Raw genomic sequence first — 16,717 nt, 5'->3', positions numbered from 1 at the left:
TTCTTGGGGTTCTTCCGGCCAAATTTTCGGCCAGCACAACTTTAGACGAGATCTAAGCTAGGATGGTTTCCTGTCTGAGCACAGGAGACCATGCCATGTACGAACCGATCCGCAGCAAGTCGGTCCACAGCACGGTGGCCCGCACGTCATCCTCCGACTTTCCTCATCGGTCGCGTGAGGAGGAACTGGATATTCAGCTTGCGGGGCATCTCGCTGCGCTGCTTGCGGTGACCGATGAACTGCGGGCACTGGAGCCTTCCGACGAGCTGGATGTGGCTGCGGAGAGGCTTGCCGGGCAGCTCACGCGGTTGCGTGGGGGTGCCTCGCCCAGCCGTGCGGCTACCGCCTCTTCTACGGCGCGTTTGGATGCCCTGCACCTGAAGGCGCACGCGCTTGCCGGGCGGGCGTTGGTTGTTGCGGCGTCGCGTGCGGATACTGCGGCGGCGATTTTGTCTGCCGAGCGGATGGATGCGCATGCGGTGACTGTGGTCGCCTGAGCTGTCGCGCCTTATCGCCGTAGGGGTTCTATTGTCTTGCGAGTGCGCGCCCGCTGTGGCTGGTCGCGCAGTTCCCCGCGCCCCTAAAAGCCACGGGTGCGCGTCCGCTATGGCTGGTCGCGCCCACGCGGCGGAGCCGCATATCGATACAGCCCCGCGCCCCTAAAAGAAGGGGCATTGCAGTCGACCCGTGTTGATCCGGGACCGCTCCGACACCCTCCGTTCATCCCTTTCCTCGGGGAATGTTGGGTTCCGCGAGCACGCTGCCTCTCGTGAGACGTATCGCGGGAATCGTCCTCGCGGTGTTGCTGATCGGCGGAGTGGTGGCAGCCGTCGTAGCGGGCCGGGACAACGGGGACAAGGGCACGGCAACGAAGACCGTGCGTGGTGTGATCGGTTCGGAGAAGGCGGACTTCTTCGCCGATCCCGATGTGGTGAAGGCCCTCGCCGCCAAGGGCTTCACCGTGAAGACGGAGACCTCCGGGTCCTGGGCCATGGAGGGGCTGGACCTCAAGGGGTACGACTTCGCCTTTCCCTCCAGTCAGGCGCCGGCCGACGCGCTCGCCGCCAAGTACAAGGTCCAACAGCCCTTGCCGCGGCCCTTCTACTCGCCCCTCGTCGTCGTGGCCCACCGCAGCGCCGCCCAGGTCCTCGCGGACAACGGGCTCGCCACGCTGGACAAGAGCCAGGACCGCGGCACGCTGAAGATGGGCGCCTATCTCGATGCGGCCAAGGACGATCGGACGTGGCAGCAGCTCAAGGGGGCCTCGAAACATGGGGAGTTGACCGGCACCCTCTACATCGCCACCACCGACCCCGAGACCTCCAACTCGGGGGCCTTGTACCTCGCCGCCGCCTCCTACGTCGCCAACGGCGGGCGGGTGGCGGCCAGTAGCGCCGACGTCGACCGCACCGCGCCCCTGATGCACAAGCTGATCAGCGTGCAGGGCGCCCAACAGTCCAGCTCCGACGCGCCGTTCAGGGATTTCATCAGCGGCGCCGGCAATCCGCTGGTCCTCGTCTACGAGTCCCAGGTGGCCTCGCTGCTCCTCGACAAGCAGCCGGTCGGCGACCTCGTCGTGCTCTACCCGGACACCACGGCCAACAGCGACCACACCGTCGTACCGCTCACTCCGGAGGGCCGTGAACTCGGTCAACTCCTCAGCAGTGACCCGGCGTTGCGCAAGCTCGCAGTACGGCACGGGTTCCGGCCGCAGGGGGACACCGCCGAGTTCGTCGCGGCCACCGCCGCCCACTCCAGCTATCTCAACCAGACGCTGACCGGCGTCCGGCAGGCGCCCGTGCCCACCTCGAAGGTGCTGCACGACATGGCGCGCCGGGCGCGCGGTTGAACGGGGGGACCAACCAATATGAGCAGCAGCTTCAATACCAGTCAGAACAGCAGTGAGCACACCCTCAGCGGGGACGACGTCTTCACCCTCACCCCGCCGGAGGCCGTGAAGCCCGTTCCGAGGGAGAAGGCCGGCGGGCTCGTGCCCGTCGACGACAACGTCCGTACGGACATGGATCGCAAGGCCGCCGCCTACGTCGAAGGGCTTGCCTCCCTCGATGCCCGGTCGCCCGAATTCGCGGGCAAGGTCGGGGAGATCAGTGCGCTCGGCGCCGGTGAGATGCGTACCGCCACCGCGCAGTCCAACCGGATGCTGGAGCGGACGGTGCGGAGTCTGCCGTCCAAGGGCGGGGACGCACAGGCGCAGGTCGCCGGGTCGCTCGTCGAACTCCGGCGCGTGGTCGAGGACTTGGACCCGCGTGATCTGTCCGCCTCCAAGGGGCGGAAGTTCCTGTCCCGGCTCCCGGGCGGCAACAAGCTGCGCGACCACGTCGCCAAGTACGCCTCCGCGCAGGGGACTCTCAACAAGATCGTGGGCTCGCTGCGCGGCGGCCAGGACGAACTCCGGCGCGACAACGCCGCGTTGCAGACCGAGCGGGTCCGCCTCTGGGAGACCATGGGCAAGTTGCAGGAGTACGTCGTCCTCACCCAGGCCCTCGACACGGCCGTCGAGCAGCACATCACCGGCGTCGAGGCCTCCGACCCGAGCCAGGCCGACACCCTGCGCGCGGACGTCCTCTTCCCGGTCCGGCAGAAGCACCAGGACCTGCTGACCCAGCTCGCGGTGTGCGCGCAGGGCTACTTGGCGATGGATGTCGTACGGCGCAACAACGACGAGTTGATCAAGGGGGTGGATCGGGCGGCCACGACCACCGTCTCCGCCCTCCGGATCTCGGTCATGCTCGCCTCCGCGCTCGACAACCAGCGCAAGGTCGTCGACCAGGTCAACGCCCTGCGCGGTACGACCGAGGACCTCATCCGGGGCAACGCCGAGATGCTCTCCACCCAGAGCGGCGAGATCCAACGCATCGCGGCCGACCCGGCGGTGGGCGCGGAGACCCTCCGCACCGCCTTCCAGCAGATCTACCGCACCCTCGACGCCATCGACACCTACAAGGTCCAGGCGACCGAGGTGATGGCCGCGACCGTCGAGTCCCTGACCTCCGAACTCCAGAACGCCGGCACGTACTTGGAGCGCAGCCGGTCGCAGAGTGCGCTGGAGGGTGGCCTCGGATGAGACGCCTTCTCGCCCTCGCGCTCGGTACCGCCGCCCTGTTGACCGCGTGCACGTCGGCGGCACATGACACGAAGGCCGAAACCGACAACGCGCCCCGTCCCGGAACCCTCCGCGTCCTCGCCTCCAGCGAACTCAGCGACATGACCCCGGTGTTCGAGCAGGTCCGCAAGGACACCGGCATCACCATCCGCCCCACCTACATGGGCACCCTGGATGCCGTGGACCTGTTGGCGAAGGGCAAGGTCGACGGGCAGTACGACGCGCTGTGGCTGTCGTCGAACGACTATCTGCGGCTACGGCCCGACGCGGCGAAGAAGGTCGTGTCCGAGACCCCGATCATGTCCAGCCCGGTCGCGATCGGTGTGAAGACGGCCACCGTCACGGCACTGGGCTGGACGCCCGACGAGGTGACCTGGTCGCAGATCGAACAGGCCGTCCAGGACGGCAAGTTGACCTACGGCATGACGGACCCGGCCCGCTCCAACTCCGGTTTCTCGACCCTCATCTCGGTCGCCTCCGCCCTCTCCGGCGCCCAGTCGGCGCTCACCGACGCGGATGTCACCAAGGCGACTCCCCGACTGAAGGAGTTCTTCAAGGGGCAGAAGCTGACCTCGGGTTCCTCGGGCTGGCTGGCGACCGCCTATCAACGCCGGGGAAACGTCGACGCGTTGCTCAACTACGAGTCCGTCCTCAAGGGCATCCCGGGCCTGACCGTGATCCGCCCGAGCGACGGAGTCGTCACCGCCGACTACCCCTTGACCTCCCTCGCCTCGACGGACGCCACGACCCGCGAGAACGTCCGGCGCGTGACGGCGGACCTGCGCACGGACGCCGTCCAGCGGCTCATCACCACCCGCACGCACCGCCGCCCGGTCGTCCCCTCCGTGCCGCCCGCGTCCGGCCTGGACACCAGCCGACGGCGTGAACTCCCGTTCCCCGGCAGCCAGTCCGTCGCCGACGGGCTCCTCGACTCGTACGAGAACAAGCTGCGCCGGCCGTCGCGGACGGTATACGTCCTCGACACCTCGGGCTCGATGGACGGCGACCGGCTGTCCCGGCTGAAGAAGGCCCTCACCGATCTGACCGGCGACTTCCGGCAGCGCGAGGAGGTCACGCTGATGCCGTTCGGGTCGGGGGTGAAGAGCGTGAAGACGCATGTGGTGAGTCCGAGTAACCCGCAGGCCGGGCTCGATGCCATCCGCGCGGACACCAAGGCACTCAGCGCCGACGGGGACACCGCCATCTACGCCTCCCTGGAGAAGGCGTACGAGCATCTCGGCACCGGCCGCGACACGTTCACCTCGATCGTGCTGATGACCGACGGCGAGAACACGACCGGCGCCAAGGCGGAGGAGTTCGACGGCTTCTACCGGCAACTCCCCGCCACGCAGCGGGAGATACCCGTCTTCCCCATTCTCTTCGGCGATTCGGACAAGGCGGAGCTCCAGCACATCGCCGAGCTGACCGGCGGCCGGCTCTTCGACGCCCAACAGGGCTCGCTGGACGGCGCCTTCGAGGAGATCCGTGGCTACCAGTAGGTTTCTGGGTTACTTGGAGTCCCGCAAGAATCTCACCGGCAGCGCGTGCGGACTCGTCGGGCTGGTGCTGACGTTCGTGGGGGTGGCGGGGCCGTACTGGCCGGTCGTGGTCGTGGGGCTGTACGGCGCGGGTGCGCTGATCGCCCCGCCGGAGCGGCCGGCGCTGCCCGACTTCCCGGACCCCTCCGCCCAACTGGAGGAACTGCGCGACGACTTCGAGAAGCTCGGCGGCTATCTGGCGGACGTCGAGCTGCCGCCTGCCGCCGCCGGTCGGCTCACCGAGCTGACCCAACTCCTCGCCGGGCTCCTCGATCCGCAGGTCACGCACGATCTCGCGCAGGACCCGGAGGGCGTGCACATCCTGTCGCGGGCGGTCCGGCAGGACGTACCGGAGGCGGTGGACACGTTCGTACGGACGCGGTGGTGGACGCGGCTGGCGCCCGGTGCCGAACCCCCTGAGCGGCACCTGGAACGGCAGTTGACGGTGCTTCAGGAGGAGGCGCGGGGGTTGGCGAGAGGACTTCGCGAGGCCGAGGAGCGGCGGCAGGAGACGCACACCCGGTTCCTGGAGGAGCGCGGGCGTTCTCAGGACAGGTGACCCAGCACGATCAGGACCAGGACGACCAGGAGCAGTACGCCGAGCACTTTCAGGAGGCCGAAGCGGTGCTCCTGCGCCTGTGGGGTTGCGGAAGGCGCCGGGATCGTCGGCCGTACCGGCAGGTTGAACGCGTCGTGTCCCGTCACCGCCGCCCGCGTGCACCACGGGCAGGTCGGGAGGTGGGAACCGTAGGCGTGCAGGGGGCGGGTCCGGCAGAGCTGGACCCTGGAACGCTCCTGGTCGAGGGCGCGTAGCCAGACCTCCGGGGTGGGGCGGGCGGACGGTGCGTGGACGCCCGCGCCGAACGCCGTGTGGGCCAGGGTGAGGAGGCCCGGCGGGAGGACCGAGGGGTCGACGGTGCCGCGTGGGATGACGACCGCCTCGGGGCGGACGACGTAGGAGACGCTCGCGGCGATGTTGTCCTTGACCGTCGACTCGGGGGTGCTGTCGTGCGGGACGCCACCGAAGGGGTGGTTGCCTGCCGTGAGGAGCTGGTAGATCAGCACCGCCAGCGCGAAGTTGTCGCTCTCCTCGGTGGCCGCGGCGCCCGACTGGCGTTCCGGTGAGGAGTAGTCGGTGGTGTGCATCAGGCACGGGAAGGGCTCGCCGGTGACCGGGTCGGTGAAGGCGATGGAGTCGCAGTCGAGGAACGTGACGAAGCCGTTGGCGTCCACGACGACGTTGCTCGACGAGAAGTCGCCGATGACGAGGTGGTCGTAGTGCATGCGGGCCGTCATGAAGGCGAGGTTCCAGGCGACGCCGAGCAGGAAGCGCCAGTCCGCGCGGTCGTTGAAGAGGCGGAGGCGCTGGGCGCGGGTGAACAGGCCTACCAGCTGGACGTGTTGGGGTTCGCCGAAGCGGCGCATGGCGTAGCCGAGGAACTCGCCCTCGGGGCTGCGGGCCATGGCGGTGGGCCAGGCGAGTTCGGGGGGCTGGTTGGCGTCGGTGGGGCGGGCCGTCAGCGGGGACATCGTGAGCATGCGGGCCAGGCGGCGTTCCAAGTCCGGTCCTGGGCGGTCTCGGTAGAGCTTGACGACGATCGTGTCGTCGCCCTCGACGGGGAAGACGGCCGCCTGTCCGCCGCCCTTGAGCGGGAGTTCGGCGAGGGTGACGGGCTTGCCGTCCAGGTGGACGGTGCGGCCGGTCATGGCGTCACCGCGCGCACGGCCCGCAGGAGGGTCTTGTCGTCGGCGTTGAGGCTGGTGAGCCGGTCCGACCTGAGGAGGGCGGCGAGGCTCTCGTGCGCTTTGTCGGTCACCGGGCCCGGGGTGTCGAGGGAGCCCAACACCGCTTCCACGAAAGAGGTGTTGGGCTGGGGCGGGCCGCCGCCGGAGACGGACAGGGCGGCCTGCGCGAGGCCGTCGGTGGACAGCAGGACGCCGTCGACGCGCGGGTCCGCCACGCAGTCGGTGCGCAGTCGGCGGGGTGCGTCGGGCGAGGTGAGGAAGACGGTCTCGTTGCTGTACTCGCTGACGGCGGGCGGCTGCGGGAGCAGGTGGAACTGCCGTTCCCCGTCCTCCGTTCCGGCGCGGACCACGACGAAGCCGTCGCCGACGCTGAGATGGCCGAGCCAGCCGGGCGTGAGGACCACGACGGTGAGGGTCGTCGCGTAGTCGGGGGCCGTGCTGCCGTAGGTGTCCAGGAAGATCTTGCTGACGTCGTCGAAGGCGTCCGCGAGCAGCTCGTGGACCTCCTCGCCCGGCGGGCAGCCGGACGCGGCGGCGGCCCGGCGCCGGAAGTGCTCGGCCGCCAACTCGACGGCGTGCAGGGCCCCTTGGTCGGAGTGCGGGCGGCTGCCCGCGCCGTCCGCGACCGCGAGGACCGACACGGATGCCGAGGCCGTGTAGGTGCAGGCGTCCTGGCAGGGCGTGCCGGTACGGCGGTGCCGGTAGCCCTCGACGCTCAGGCCGTGGATGCGCCAGGGCGAGTCGGCCACCGCTCAGCTCTCCCAGGCCGGGCGCTGCGTTTTGAACTGGCTGAAGATCTTCTCGAAGACCTCGTCGCCCGCCCCCTTCTGCTCGGCGTTCGCGCTGGCCGACATCATCTGGAGCAGCTCGCGGAACGGGAAGCCCTGGATGCGCGCGTTGAACTTCGGCGCGAAGGCCTGGAGCACCTGCTCGCCGCGGTCCGTGATGCCGCCGACGCCGATCGCGTACAGCCGGAAGCGGCGGGCCTGTTGCTCCTCCGCGAGGACGGGCAGCAACCGGTGCCAGGAGTCGGTCATATGGCCGGTGGCGTCGGTGGGGAGGCCGTCGGTGACCAGGCAGATCTGCGGGCGGTAGTACTGGAGTCCGGAGGCGCGCAGCTCCGCCTTGCGGGCCGCGACGACATGCATGGCCAGTTCCAGCGCCTCCGTCATCAGGGTCACGCCGGACGCGGTGAACCGGGGTGCCTGGAAGGCGTGCGCGGGCACGAAGGGGTTCAACGGGGCGCGCGGGTCGAGGAGTTGGGGTCCGCGCCAGGCGCCGACGGCCCGGCCGCCGAAGGTGATCACGGCGACCTCGACGCTGTAGCTGAGGGAGACGTCGTCGTGGAGTTCGCGGGTCCACTCGGCGAGCGCGTCGTTCAGCGACTGAATGGGCGCGCCCGCCATGGAACTCGATGTGTCGAGGCACAGCACGAGCGGCAGCCGTTGCGCGTTGTTCTCGAACTCGATGTCGGCGTACTCCGCCGGCATCGTGGGCGGATATTCGCTGTGCATGGCGTCTCCTGGTCGACCGAGCGGTACGGGAGTACGGGTGGTGCGGGACTACGGGTAGTACGGGACTACGGGTGGTACGGAGGTCACGAGCTGCCGCGGGCGTGATGCCGGGCGGCGGGCGGGAAGGCGTACAGGACGTCGGAGTCGGGTTCGTGGGCGTCGGTGACCTCGACGTACGCGCCGGGCACGGGCGGCGTCCGGTCCGGTTCGGCCCATACCGCGCGGTACAGGACGTGGTCGAGTTCGACGTAGCCCTGCGGGTGAAGTGCCGTACGGACGACGGCCGTTCGGGACGGGCCGGGGCGGGGGCCGACCTGGCGGCCGTAGGAGACGGGGACCGGTGCGGGAGGGACGGGCCGTAGTCGGGCGGTGGTCTCGGCGCTGGTCTCGGCGCTGGTCTCGGCGCTGGTCTCCTCGGCGGAGATCTCCGTCGCCGGGGTGCGGGAGCGGCGGACGGCGAGGAGGAGGGCCAGGAGCAGGAGGAGGAGTACGCCGGTCAGGGCGAGTTGCAGGACTCGCGTGTGGTCCGTGGACTTGTGTCCGCCGAGTTCGGCGACGCCCACCTTCTTGTCGATCAGTTGGCCGCCGGTGAGCGAGGACTTCTTGAGCGCCTTGCACAAGTCGCCGACGCAAGTGGGGAGTTCGGCCAGTGTCTTGTCGTCCAGCCGGTCGATCCGGGCGTCCCGGTCGACGAGTGCGTGGCCGGCCAGGATCAGCAGCGCGCTGCCGCCCTGCCCGGTGTGGACACCGGCCGGCACCTGGACCCGAAGGTTCTTGAGGTCCCGGCGGACGGCGGCCCGGCCGCCCTTCTGGCCGGCGTCGAAGCCCAGGGGCTTGTTCAGCGAGACCGTGACCACGGCCCCGTCGTCCAGCGCGTCCTGCCAACAGCCCAGCCGCGTCGGAAAGTTCTTGCCGCAGTCCGCGCGCGCCGCGGCCACCGGCCCCGCCGGAATCACCGCGATCAACAAGCCGAACAGCAGGGCAGTGAACAACGTATGTCTCATGACGACCCCCCGTTGGCGCCCATAGTGGAGCCAACAGGCGGGCGGCCGAAAGGGGTTGACTGAGAATGCTCAATTCATTTCTACAGCTGGAAAACCTGATGGCAACGGGTGAACATCTGTCGCGCCCGTTCCACCCAATCACTGGCCAGAACATCGAAGTCGGCCTGGGAGATCCTGCAGGTCAGCGGGAGGTCGCAGACCCCGGCGAGACACGGTCTCGGTCCGCGTACGTCCCACACCGAGAGCATGGGATTCAGCTGTTCGGTGTTCCACGCGTTCGACGCGGCGGCGGCGATCGCCAATTGATCCTTGCGCAGAGAATGACCGTCGGTGACAAAGGCGACAAGGAGTCTTTTCGTGGTCATGAAACGCACGGTGAGCGTACGCCCGGACGCCTCTAGATCGAATTGCAGGGAGAGGGAATCGACCTCGCTCTCGACGTGGTAATTCCGGCGGGCGCCCCAGGTGTGCGTCAACTGCCGCCAGGACGAGCCGATGTCGTAGTCCCGGCCGGGCGGGAGGGAGGCCTCAGGCGTCGCCACGGACCACCGCCCGCGTGACCATGTCGTCGGTGAGGCCCGCGTCCAGCAGCGCCTGCGCGTGCAGCAGCAGACAGGACGGCACCGGCAGGCTGGTGCCGCCCCCACGCCGGGCCGCCAGTTCACTGCGGCGGACCTCGATCGTGCGGGCCACGGCGGGCGGCGGCCACACCCCGGCACGCGGCTGCGCGAGCAACTCACCGAGCAGCAGATCCAGTTGGGGCCGGTCCTCGGGTCGCTTCGCCAGACAGCGCGCGAGCAGCGGCCGTAGACCCGCTGGTACGCCGTCGAGTTCGGGTGGGCGGTGCACGACCCGCAGGCTCACCGCCTCCCCCGCGCCGAACGGCGGGCGGCCGGTCAGCGCGTACACCAGGACACCGCCGAGGGAGAACACATCGCTGGGCGGGCCGATCTGACCTGCCGTCATCTGCTCCGGGGACATGAAGGGCGGGGTGCCGACCACGATCCCGGCCTGGGTGAGGCTCGGGGCGCCCTCCACACGGGAGATGCCGAAGTCGATGACGCGGGGGCCGTCGGAGGCGAGCAGCACGTTGGCCGGTTTGAGGTCGCGGTGGACCAGGTTGGCCGCGTGGATCGCCTGCAATGCCTCGACCAGGAACGCGCCGAGCCTGCGCACCTGCGCCTCGGGCAGCGGGCCGTCCGATCCGACGGCCTCGGCGAGGGAGGGCCCGGGCACGTACATCGTTGCCAGCCAAGGGAGTTCGGCCTCGGTGTCGGCGTCGACCACGGCCGCCGTATAGGCGCCGCTGACCAGCCGGGCGGCGGCGACCTCGCGGGCGAAGCGCTCGCGGAACTCGGACTCCGCGGCCAGTTCGGGCCGTACGACCTTCACCGCCACCTCACGGCCGGCCGGTGAACGGCCGAGATACACCCAGCCCATCCCGCCGGAGCCGAGCCGCCCGGTGATCCGGTACGGCCCCACGCTCAGGGGATCGCTGACCGGTGTGCGCACCCCGCTCACCTCACTTCGGGGTTCGTTACAGGTTGTCCCGAGTGTCCCCCGAAATCCCTTCTCGGGCGGGGGAGATGCGTGAAATGGGAAGCATGACCACGCCGTGGCGCGCCGGTGGTGCTAGGTCCTGTCGTCACATTCCCGTCGTCGCCCGGAGGGCGGCCTCGCGGCGTCAGGTGCGTGCTCTGGGGGTCCCCCGGCCGGAGGCTGGGGGAGTGCCGGGCGTAGACCCTCGTACTGGACGTACTTGGGTCTGCGCCCGGTGCGGCGAGTGGGAGCACCTCCCACGCCCTTAAGGCAGTGGGGGAGCGTGCATGGCGTCGCGAGGCAGACGGGAATGTGACGACAGGGCCTAGAGCAACGGGCAGGTCCCCGCACGCCGTTGTGCGGGGACCTGCCCGTTGTACTGCCACCGCGGCCGGCCTGTGACGACATTGCTGGTCAGGGCACAATCGGCGGCCGGCCGCGGAGTTCTCGGTGGTTCTAGCCGAGGCGCTCCACCAGCGCGCGGTACTCGTCCCACAGCTCCTTCGGCGTGTGGTCGCCGAAGGTGTTGAGGTGGTCGGGGACCAGGGCTGCCTCCTCGCGCCACACGTCCTTGTCGACGGTGAGCAGGAAGTCCAGGTCGGACTCGGAGAGTTGGAGCCCCTTGGTGTCGAGAGCGCCCTTGGCCGGCAGCACGCCGATCGGGGTCTCGACACCCTCGGCCTTGCCGTCGAGGCGTTCCACGATCCACTTCAGGACCCGGCTGTTCTCGCCGAAGCCAGGCCACACGAACTTGCCCGCGTCGTTCTTGCGGAACCAGTTCACGTAGTAGATCTTCGGGAGCGTCGCCTGGTCCCGGCCCTTGGCCACATCGACCCAATGGCCCATGTAGTCACCCATGTTGTAGCCGCAGAACGGCAGCATGGCGAAGGGGTCGCGGCGCAGCTCGCCGACCTTGCCCTCGGCGGCGGCGGTCTTCTCGGAGGCCACGTTGGCGCCGAGGAAGACACCGTGGTTCCAGTCGAAGGACTCCGTCACCAGCGGTACGGCCGAGGCGCGCCGGCCGCCGAACAGGATCGCCGAGATCGGCACGCCCTTGGGGTCCTCCCACTCGGGCGCGATGATCGGGCACTGCGAAGCGGGCACGGTGAAGCGGGCGTTGGGGTGCGCGGCGGGCGAATCCGACTCAGGCGTCCAGGAGTTGCCCTTCCAGTCCGTGAGGTGGGCCGGAGTCTCCTCCGTCATGCCCTCCCACCAGATGTCGTTGTCGTCGGTCAACGCCACGTTGGTGAAGACGGAGTTGCCCCACAGCGTCTTCATCGCGTTGGCGTTGGTGTGCTCCCCGGTGCCGGGCGCGACGCCGAAGAAACCGGCCTCGGGGTTGATCGCGTAGAGCCGGCCGTCCTCCCCGAACCGCATCCAGGCGATGTCGTCACCGATGGTCTCGACGGTCCAGCCGGAGATGGTGGGCTCCAGCATGGCGAGGTTGGTCTTGCCGCAGGCCGAAGGGAAGGCCGCCGCCACGTACTTGGACTCTCCCTGCGGCGGGGTCAGCTTCAGGATGAGCATGTGCTCGGCGAGCCAGCCCTCGTCCCGCGCCATCACGGAGGCGATGCGCAGGGCGTAGCACTTCTTGCCGAGCAGCGCGTTGCCGCCGTAGCCGGAGCCGTAGGACCAGATCTCGCGGCTCTCGGGGAAGTGCGAGATGTACTTGGTGGAGTTGCACGGCCACGGCACGTCCGCCTCGCCCTCGGCCAGCGGCGCTCCGAGCGTGTGCACAGCACGCACGAAGAATCCGTCGGTACCGAGTTCGTCGAGGACGGGCTGTCCCATGCGGGTCATGGTGCGCATGGAGACGGCGACATAGGCGGAGTCGGTGATCTCGACGCCGATCGCGGAGAGGTCCGAACCGAGGGGGCCCATGCAGAACGGGACGACGTACATCGTCCGGCCCTTCATGGAGCCGCGGAAGATGCCCTTTTCTCCCGCGAAGATGTCCCGCATCTCAGCAGGAGCCTTCCAGTGGTTGGTCGGTCCCGCGTCCTGCTCCTGCTCGGAGCAGATGAACGTCCTGTCCTCGACCCGGGCGACATCGGTCGGGTCGGAGGCGGCGTAGTACGAGTTCGGGCGCTTGATCGGGTCGAGCTTCTTGAAGGTGCCCTTTTGGACGAGCTCCTCGCTGAGCCGCTCGTACTCCGCTTCTGATCCGTCACACCAGACCACGCTGTCCGGCTGGGTCAGTTCTGCGATCTCGTTCACCCACGAGACCAGTTCTTTGTGCTCGGTTGGAATGACGGGGGGAGCCGCGATGTCGCGCGCCACGATTGCTCCTATGGTGAGGGATTTTGTCCTTGTTGCCCCGTGGGGGCCGCGACCCGGATGCTTCACGATGGTCGATCTTGGCGCTCATCCGGTGCCGACCGCACTCATTTGATCATCCGACGGGTCCGCCCATATGTCCAGAGGGCCTCACATACGAGCGACGTGAGGATCGCCACTCATCTGGAACTCGCCGACATGTTTTCCGTGCGTCACCACCGCTTCACCCCGGGTACCCGGGCGTCGGCAACGCATGAGAGAGTGGCCACTTCTGACCCCTCATCTCGCCGCACTGACACGTAACTTACGGTTCCGTAGGTACGATTGAGCGCATGACTGCGTCCGTCCCCGACGCGCCCACGGACACGCCGACAGACGGCCACGGTCCCTCCGCGCTCTCGATTCCCGACCATGTGAAACCGAAGCTGCGCGGCTGGCTGCACCTCGGCATGTTCCCGGCCGTCCTCATCTCGGGCCTGGTGCTCACCGCTCTCGCCGAGACTCCCCGGGCCCGCATCGCCTGCGGGATCTTCGCCCTGACGGCCTGCCTGCTCTTCGGAGTCAGCGCGCTGTACCACCGGGGCGACTGGAGCCCGCGCATGGACGGCGTCCTGCGCAGACTCGACCACGCCAACATCTTCCTGATCATCGCGGGCACGTACACGCCCCTGACGATGCTGTTGCTGCCGGGCGCCAAGGGCGAATGGCTGCTGTGGAGCATCTGGGCCGCGGCCGCGGCCGGCATCGCCTTCCGTGTCTTCTGGGTCGGCGCACCGCGCTGGCTCTACACCCCCTGCTACATCGCGATGGGCTGGGCGGCCGTCTTCTTCCTGCCCGACTTCATGCGCGCGGGCGGCATCGCCGTCCTGGTCCTGGTGGTCGTCGGCGGACTGCTCTACAGCGCGGGCGGTGTGATCTACGGCATCAAGCGGCCAAATCCGTCACCGCGCTGGTTCGGTTTCCACGAGGTCTTCCACTCCCTCACGGTGGCGGCGTTCCTGGTGCACTACGTGGGGATCTCACTGGTGGCGTACCAGCACGGATAGCACCTGAGACACCTTCTCCTCATGGCCACGGCTTTCGAGCCGTGGCCATTTTTCGTTTCTGACATTAGATCTCGGTTGACAGCAACCATCTTTTGAGAGCTACTCTCATTTCATGGCTACTGTCACTCAATCCAACGACGTGCGACGCGACCCGCGCCGCTGGTGGGCCCTCGGGGCCCTGGTCGCGAGCATGCTCACGCTCGGCTTCGACACGACGATCCTCAACGTGGCCCTGCCCACGATGGCCGGTGAGCTGGGCGCGACCACCGGTCAGCAGCAGTGGATGGCGGACTCGTACGTCATCGTCTTCGCGGCCCTGATGCTCCCGGCGGGCCTGCTCGGCGACCGCTTCGGACGGCGCCGCATGCTGATCGCGGGGCTCGGCATATTCCTCGCCGGTTCCGTGGCGGGCTCCCTGGCCGGTGACGTGAACTGGGTCATCGCGGCCCGCACGGTGATGGGCGTCGGCGCGGCCCTGGTCACCCCGCTCGCCCTGTCCGTGCTGCCCTCCCTCTTCGGCCCCGACGAGCGCACCAAAGCCGTGGGCGTCATCTCCGCGGCCTCCTCGCTCGGGCTGCCGCTCGGCCCGATCATCGGCGGCTGGCTGCTCAACCACTTCTGGTGGGGCTCGGTCTTCCTGGTCAACATCCCGATGGCCGCGATCGGCATAGCGGCCTGTGTCTTCCTGCTGCCCGAGACCAAGGACCCCGCCTCCCCCAGGGTCGACACCCTTTCTACGGCGTTCACGGCGGCCGGCCTCGGCGCCCTCATCTACGCGATCATCGAGGCGCCCAGCCGCGGTTGGGGCGACCCGCTGATCGTGGGCATGCTCATCGGATCCGCGCTTCTGCTGACCGCGCTGGTGCTGCGCGAGCGGCGCATGGAACGCCCCATGCTCGACATGACCCTGCTCAGCCACCGCGGCTTCCTGTTCAGCTCGATCGCGGCGACCCTGGTGATGTTCGTCCTGTCCGGCCTGCTGTTCGTGCTGCCGCAGTACCTTCAGGCGGTGCTCGGCAACGACGCGCTCGGCACCGGTGTCCGGCTGCTGCCCATGATGGGCGGCCTGATCATCGCGGCCCGGGCCGCACAGCCGCTCGTCAACAAGTTCGGCTCCCGTGCCGTGGTCTGCGCGGGCCTGGTGGTGCTGGCCTTCGCCGCGCTGCTCGGCAGCCGTACGACGGTGGACTCCGGCTACGGCTTCACCGCGCTGTGGCTGTCCATCACCGGGTTCGGCTTCGGCTTCTCGATCGTCCCCGCGATGGACGGCGCGCTGGGTGCGCTGCCCCGCGACCGGGCCGGCAGCGGCGCCGGGCTCCTGATGACCATGCGCCAGGTCGGCGCCGCGATCGGCATCGCCCTGCTGGGCAGCCTGCTCGCGAGCACCTTCCGCGACCGCCTCGACGTCACCGGCCTGCCCGCGAAGGCGGCCGACACGGCCGGGGAGTCCGTCGTAGCGGCACACATGGTCGCGCAGAAGGCGGGCTCGACGGGCCTCATCTCCTCCGCGAACAGCGCCTACGTCCACGGCATGGGCCTGGTCCTGCTGGTGTGCGGCGTCGCGGCCCTCGTCACCGCCCTGCTGTCGGCGGCGTTCCTGCCGAACACACCGGCCGCGCCCACCAAGCAGGAGGAGGCCGAGGAAGACCCGGCCACCGCCGGGGCCATCGCTCTGGCGGATGCCGGACAATGAACACCATGACGGCAACACCCTCCCCCTTCAGCCCCGCCGACCGCCCCCAACTGGGCCTCCGCGAACGCAAGAAGATCAAGACCCGCGAGGCGATCCGCACCGCGACGTACGCACTGGTCAAGGAACAGGGGTACGACGCGACCACGATCGAGCAGATCGCCGAGCGCGCCGAGGTGTCGCCGTCGACGGTCTTCCGCTACTTCCCCACCAAGGAAGACATCGTCATCACGGACGAGTTCGACCCGATCATCCTGGATGAGCTGCGGGCCCGGCCCGCCGACGAACCATGGATGGTCACGCTCAGGTATGTGATGCGCAAGGCCATCCAGTTCGGCCTCAAGGAGGACGAGGAGACGTCCCGCCTCCGCTCCCACCTCATGGTCCAGGTCCCGGCGGTGCGCTCACGGATGATGGAGAGCATGTCGGTCACCGGCAACATGCTCTGCCAGGCCATCGCCGAACGCACCGGCCGGGACCCGGAGAGCCTGGAGGTACGGGTCTACGCCATGTCCCTCATCGGCGGCCTGATGGAGGCGAGCCTGTACTGGGCGGAGAGCGGCCACCAGGGGGAGTTCTCGGACCTGGTGGAGCGGGCGATGGACGTACTGGAGCACGGGCTTTCCGAGTGAAGCGAGATGTACATCTGATACATTCGTGACATGAGCGAGCCGGTGATTGAACCCATGGCCGACGTCCGCAAGCACTTGGCGGACGTCATCGACCGCGCCCACCGCGATGAGACGCCAACGATCATCACGCGACGCGGCAAGCAAGAGGCGGTGGTCATCGACATCGACGAGTACCGGCGCCTGCGCGAACTCGAAGAGCAGGCCGAGGATTCCTGGCTGAACCGCCTGGCGGACGAAGCCGAGGCCGAGGGGCGCGACGGCTCTGTCTCCCTTGAGGAGATGGCCGCACTGCTCCGCTCCCACCACGCCTGATTTCCGATGGGATACGTCACCCGATTCACGCCGCCCGCCCAACGGGACCTGCTCAAGATTCCCCGGCCCGACGCCCTGCGCATCCTCCACCGGCTCACGGAGTTGCAGAGGGCCCTCGACGCGAACGACACCTCGGCCCTCGACATCAAGGCTCTCCAGGGGCACAACGCCCGCTGGCGCCTGCGCATAGGAGACTTTCGCGTCGTGTACACAGTCGAGGACCGCCAACTGGTCGTGTGGGTGCTGTCCGCCGGTCATCGCCGCGACGTCTATCGAATCCTCTGAGCCAGGCGTA

At 68.8% G+C, this 16,717-nt stretch carries 17 protein-coding genes; 10 read left to right on the top strand and 7 right to left on the bottom strand.

Annotated features, from left to right (window positions below):
- Positions 1 to 95 precede the first annotated feature (95 nt).
- From SPR02S_RS05190 to SPR02S_RS05170, 5 genes are all read left to right on the top strand, one after another.
- Positions 96 to 497, top strand: coding sequence for an SCO4983 family protein (locus SPR02S_RS05190; RefSeq protein WP_019055869.1), 402 nt, complete (start codon positions 96 to 98; stop codon positions 495 to 497).
- Positions 498 to 769: 272 nt separating this feature from the next.
- Positions 770 to 1,849 carry a substrate-binding domain-containing protein gene (locus tag SPR02S_RS05185; RefSeq protein WP_026150237.1) on the top strand — a complete coding sequence of 360 codons (1,080 nt, stop codon included), beginning with the start codon at positions 770 to 772 and terminating at the stop codon, positions 1,847 to 1,849.
- A gap of 18 nt (positions 1,850 to 1,867) precedes the next feature.
- On the top strand, positions 1,868 to 3,085 hold the full coding sequence (locus SPR02S_RS05180; RefSeq protein ID WP_019055867.1) for a toxic anion resistance protein: 1,218 nt from the start codon (positions 1,868 to 1,870) through the stop codon (positions 3,083 to 3,085).
- Positions 3,082 to 4,623: a vWA domain-containing protein gene (locus SPR02S_RS05175; protein WP_019055866.1), complete on the top strand. Its 1,542-nt coding sequence runs from the start codon at positions 3,082 to 3,084 to the stop codon at positions 4,621 to 4,623. The genes SPR02S_RS05180 and SPR02S_RS05175 overlap by 4 nt, the downstream gene beginning before the upstream one ends.
- Positions 4,610 to 5,221 (top strand): hypothetical protein, encoded by a 612-nt coding sequence (locus SPR02S_RS05170; protein ID WP_026150236.1) that lies wholly within the window; start codon positions 4,610 to 4,612, stop codon positions 5,219 to 5,221. Before SPR02S_RS05175 ends, SPR02S_RS05170 begins: the two co-directional genes overlap by 14 nt.
- Here SPR02S_RS05170 and SPR02S_RS05165 read toward each other — a convergent pair.
- The 7 genes from SPR02S_RS05165 to SPR02S_RS05135 form a co-directional block, all read right to left on the bottom strand.
- Positions 5,209 to 6,369: a hypothetical protein gene (locus tag SPR02S_RS05165; RefSeq protein WP_026150235.1), complete on the bottom strand. Its 1,161-nt coding sequence runs from the start codon at positions 6,367 to 6,369 to the stop codon at positions 5,209 to 5,211. The genes SPR02S_RS05170 and SPR02S_RS05165 overlap by 13 nt on opposite strands.
- The gene (locus SPR02S_RS05160) at positions 6,366 to 7,157 is read right to left on the bottom strand and encodes a PP2C family serine/threonine-protein phosphatase (protein WP_019055864.1); all 792 of its coding nucleotides are present in this window, start codon (positions 7,155 to 7,157) and stop codon (positions 6,366 to 6,368) included. Before SPR02S_RS05160 ends, SPR02S_RS05165 begins: the two co-directional genes overlap by 4 nt.
- Before the next feature lie 3 nt (positions 7,158 to 7,160).
- Positions 7,161 to 7,922 (bottom strand): vWA domain-containing protein, encoded by a 762-nt coding sequence (locus SPR02S_RS05155; RefSeq protein WP_019055863.1) that lies wholly within the window; start codon positions 7,920 to 7,922, stop codon positions 7,161 to 7,163.
- Positions 7,923 to 8,005: 83 nt separating this feature from the next.
- Positions 8,006 to 8,926, bottom strand: coding sequence for a hypothetical protein (locus SPR02S_RS05150; protein ID WP_245607499.1), 921 nt, complete (start codon positions 8,924 to 8,926; stop codon positions 8,006 to 8,008).
- 80 nt (positions 8,927 to 9,006) lie between these two features.
- The gene (locus tag SPR02S_RS05145; protein ID WP_019055861.1) at positions 9,007 to 9,468 is read right to left on the bottom strand and encodes a hypothetical protein; all 462 of its coding nucleotides are present in this window, start codon (positions 9,466 to 9,468) and stop codon (positions 9,007 to 9,009) included.
- Positions 9,455 to 10,438, bottom strand: coding sequence for a serine/threonine-protein kinase (locus SPR02S_RS05140; protein ID WP_026150234.1), 984 nt, complete (start codon positions 10,436 to 10,438; stop codon positions 9,455 to 9,457). Before SPR02S_RS05140 ends, SPR02S_RS05145 begins: the two co-directional genes overlap by 14 nt.
- 483 nt (positions 10,439 to 10,921) lie before the next feature.
- On the bottom strand, positions 10,922 to 12,745 hold the full coding sequence (locus tag SPR02S_RS05135) for a phosphoenolpyruvate carboxykinase (GTP) (RefSeq protein WP_019055860.1): 1,824 nt from the start codon (positions 12,743 to 12,745) through the stop codon (positions 10,922 to 10,924).
- A 329-nt stretch (positions 12,746 to 13,074) separates the two neighbouring features.
- Here SPR02S_RS05135 and trhA point away from each other — a divergent pair, with 329 nt between their 5' ends.
- The 5 genes from trhA to SPR02S_RS05110 all read left to right on the top strand — a co-directional run bounded on the left by trhA (position 13,075) and on the right by SPR02S_RS05110 (position 16,707).
- Positions 13,075 to 13,788 (top strand): PAQR family membrane homeostasis protein TrhA, encoded by a 714-nt coding sequence (trhA, locus tag SPR02S_RS05130; RefSeq protein WP_019055859.1) that lies wholly within the window; start codon positions 13,075 to 13,077, stop codon positions 13,786 to 13,788.
- A gap of 112 nt (positions 13,789 to 13,900) precedes the next feature.
- A complete protein-coding gene (locus tag SPR02S_RS05125) occupies positions 13,901 to 15,481 on the top strand; it encodes a DHA2 family efflux MFS transporter permease subunit (RefSeq protein ID WP_043258082.1) in 1,581 nt (526 codons plus the stop codon).
- Complete coding sequence (locus tag SPR02S_RS05120) at positions 15,478 to 16,110, top strand: TetR/AcrR family transcriptional regulator (RefSeq protein ID WP_019055857.1); 633 nt, start codon at positions 15,478 to 15,480, stop codon at positions 16,108 to 16,110. The genes SPR02S_RS05125 and SPR02S_RS05120 overlap by 4 nt, the downstream gene beginning before the upstream one ends.
- 30 nt (positions 16,111 to 16,140) lie before the next feature.
- Positions 16,141 to 16,422: a type II toxin-antitoxin system Phd/YefM family antitoxin gene (locus SPR02S_RS05115; RefSeq protein WP_245607498.1), complete on the top strand. Its 282-nt coding sequence runs from the start codon at positions 16,141 to 16,143 to the stop codon at positions 16,420 to 16,422.
- A 6-nt stretch (positions 16,423 to 16,428) separates the two neighbouring features.
- Positions 16,429 to 16,707 (top strand): type II toxin-antitoxin system RelE family toxin, encoded by a 279-nt coding sequence (locus SPR02S_RS05110; RefSeq protein ID WP_019055855.1) that lies wholly within the window; start codon positions 16,429 to 16,431, stop codon positions 16,705 to 16,707.
- Positions 16,708 to 16,717: the final 10 nt, after the last annotated feature.

Origin of the sequence: Streptomyces prunicolor NBRC 13075 (assembly GCF_000367365.1) — a bacterium.
Taxonomy (GTDB): domain Bacteria; phylum Actinomycetota; class Actinomycetes; order Streptomycetales; family Streptomycetaceae; genus Streptomyces; species Streptomyces prunicolor.
The sequence above is the reverse complement of the archived record's forward strand: the minus strand, read 5'-3'. Positions and strand labels throughout refer to the sequence as shown.

What these genes read in the sequence shown, in the direction of transcription:
- SPR02S_RS05155 (WP_019055863.1), bottom strand. Translation starts at nt 7,922, where the DNA reads ATGCACAGCGAATATCCGCCCACGATGCCGGCGGAGTACGCCGACATC.
- trhA (WP_019055859.1), top strand. Translation starts at nt 13,075, where the DNA reads ATGACTGCGTCCGTCCCCGACGCGCCCACGGACACGCCGACAGACGGC.
- SPR02S_RS05125 (WP_043258082.1), top strand. Translation starts at nt 13,901, where the DNA reads ATGGCTACTGTCACTCAATCCAACGACGTGCGACGCGACCCGCGCCGC.
- SPR02S_RS05175 (WP_019055866.1), top strand. Translation starts at nt 3,082, where the DNA reads ATGAGACGCCTTCTCGCCCTCGCGCTCGGTACCGCCGCCCTGTTGACC.
- SPR02S_RS05115 (WP_245607498.1), top strand. Translation starts at nt 16,141, where the DNA reads ATGAGCGAGCCGGTGATTGAACCCATGGCCGACGTCCGCAAGCACTTG.
- SPR02S_RS05180 (WP_019055867.1), top strand. Translation starts at nt 1,868, where the DNA reads ATGAGCAGCAGCTTCAATACCAGTCAGAACAGCAGTGAGCACACCCTC.
- SPR02S_RS05110 (WP_019055855.1), top strand. Translation starts at nt 16,429, where the DNA reads ATGGGATACGTCACCCGATTCACGCCGCCCGCCCAACGGGACCTGCTC.
- SPR02S_RS05165 (WP_026150235.1), bottom strand. Translation starts at nt 6,369, where the DNA reads ATGACCGGCCGCACCGTCCACCTGGACGGCAAGCCCGTCACCCTCGCC.
- SPR02S_RS05120 (WP_019055857.1), top strand. Translation starts at nt 15,478, where the DNA reads ATGAACACCATGACGGCAACACCCTCCCCCTTCAGCCCCGCCGACCGC.
- SPR02S_RS05190 (WP_019055869.1), top strand. Translation starts at nt 96, where the DNA reads ATGTACGAACCGATCCGCAGCAAGTCGGTCCACAGCACGGTGGCCCGC.
- SPR02S_RS05150 (WP_245607499.1), bottom strand. Translation starts at nt 8,926, where the DNA reads ATGAGACATACGTTGTTCACTGCCCTGCTGTTCGGCTTGTTGATCGCG.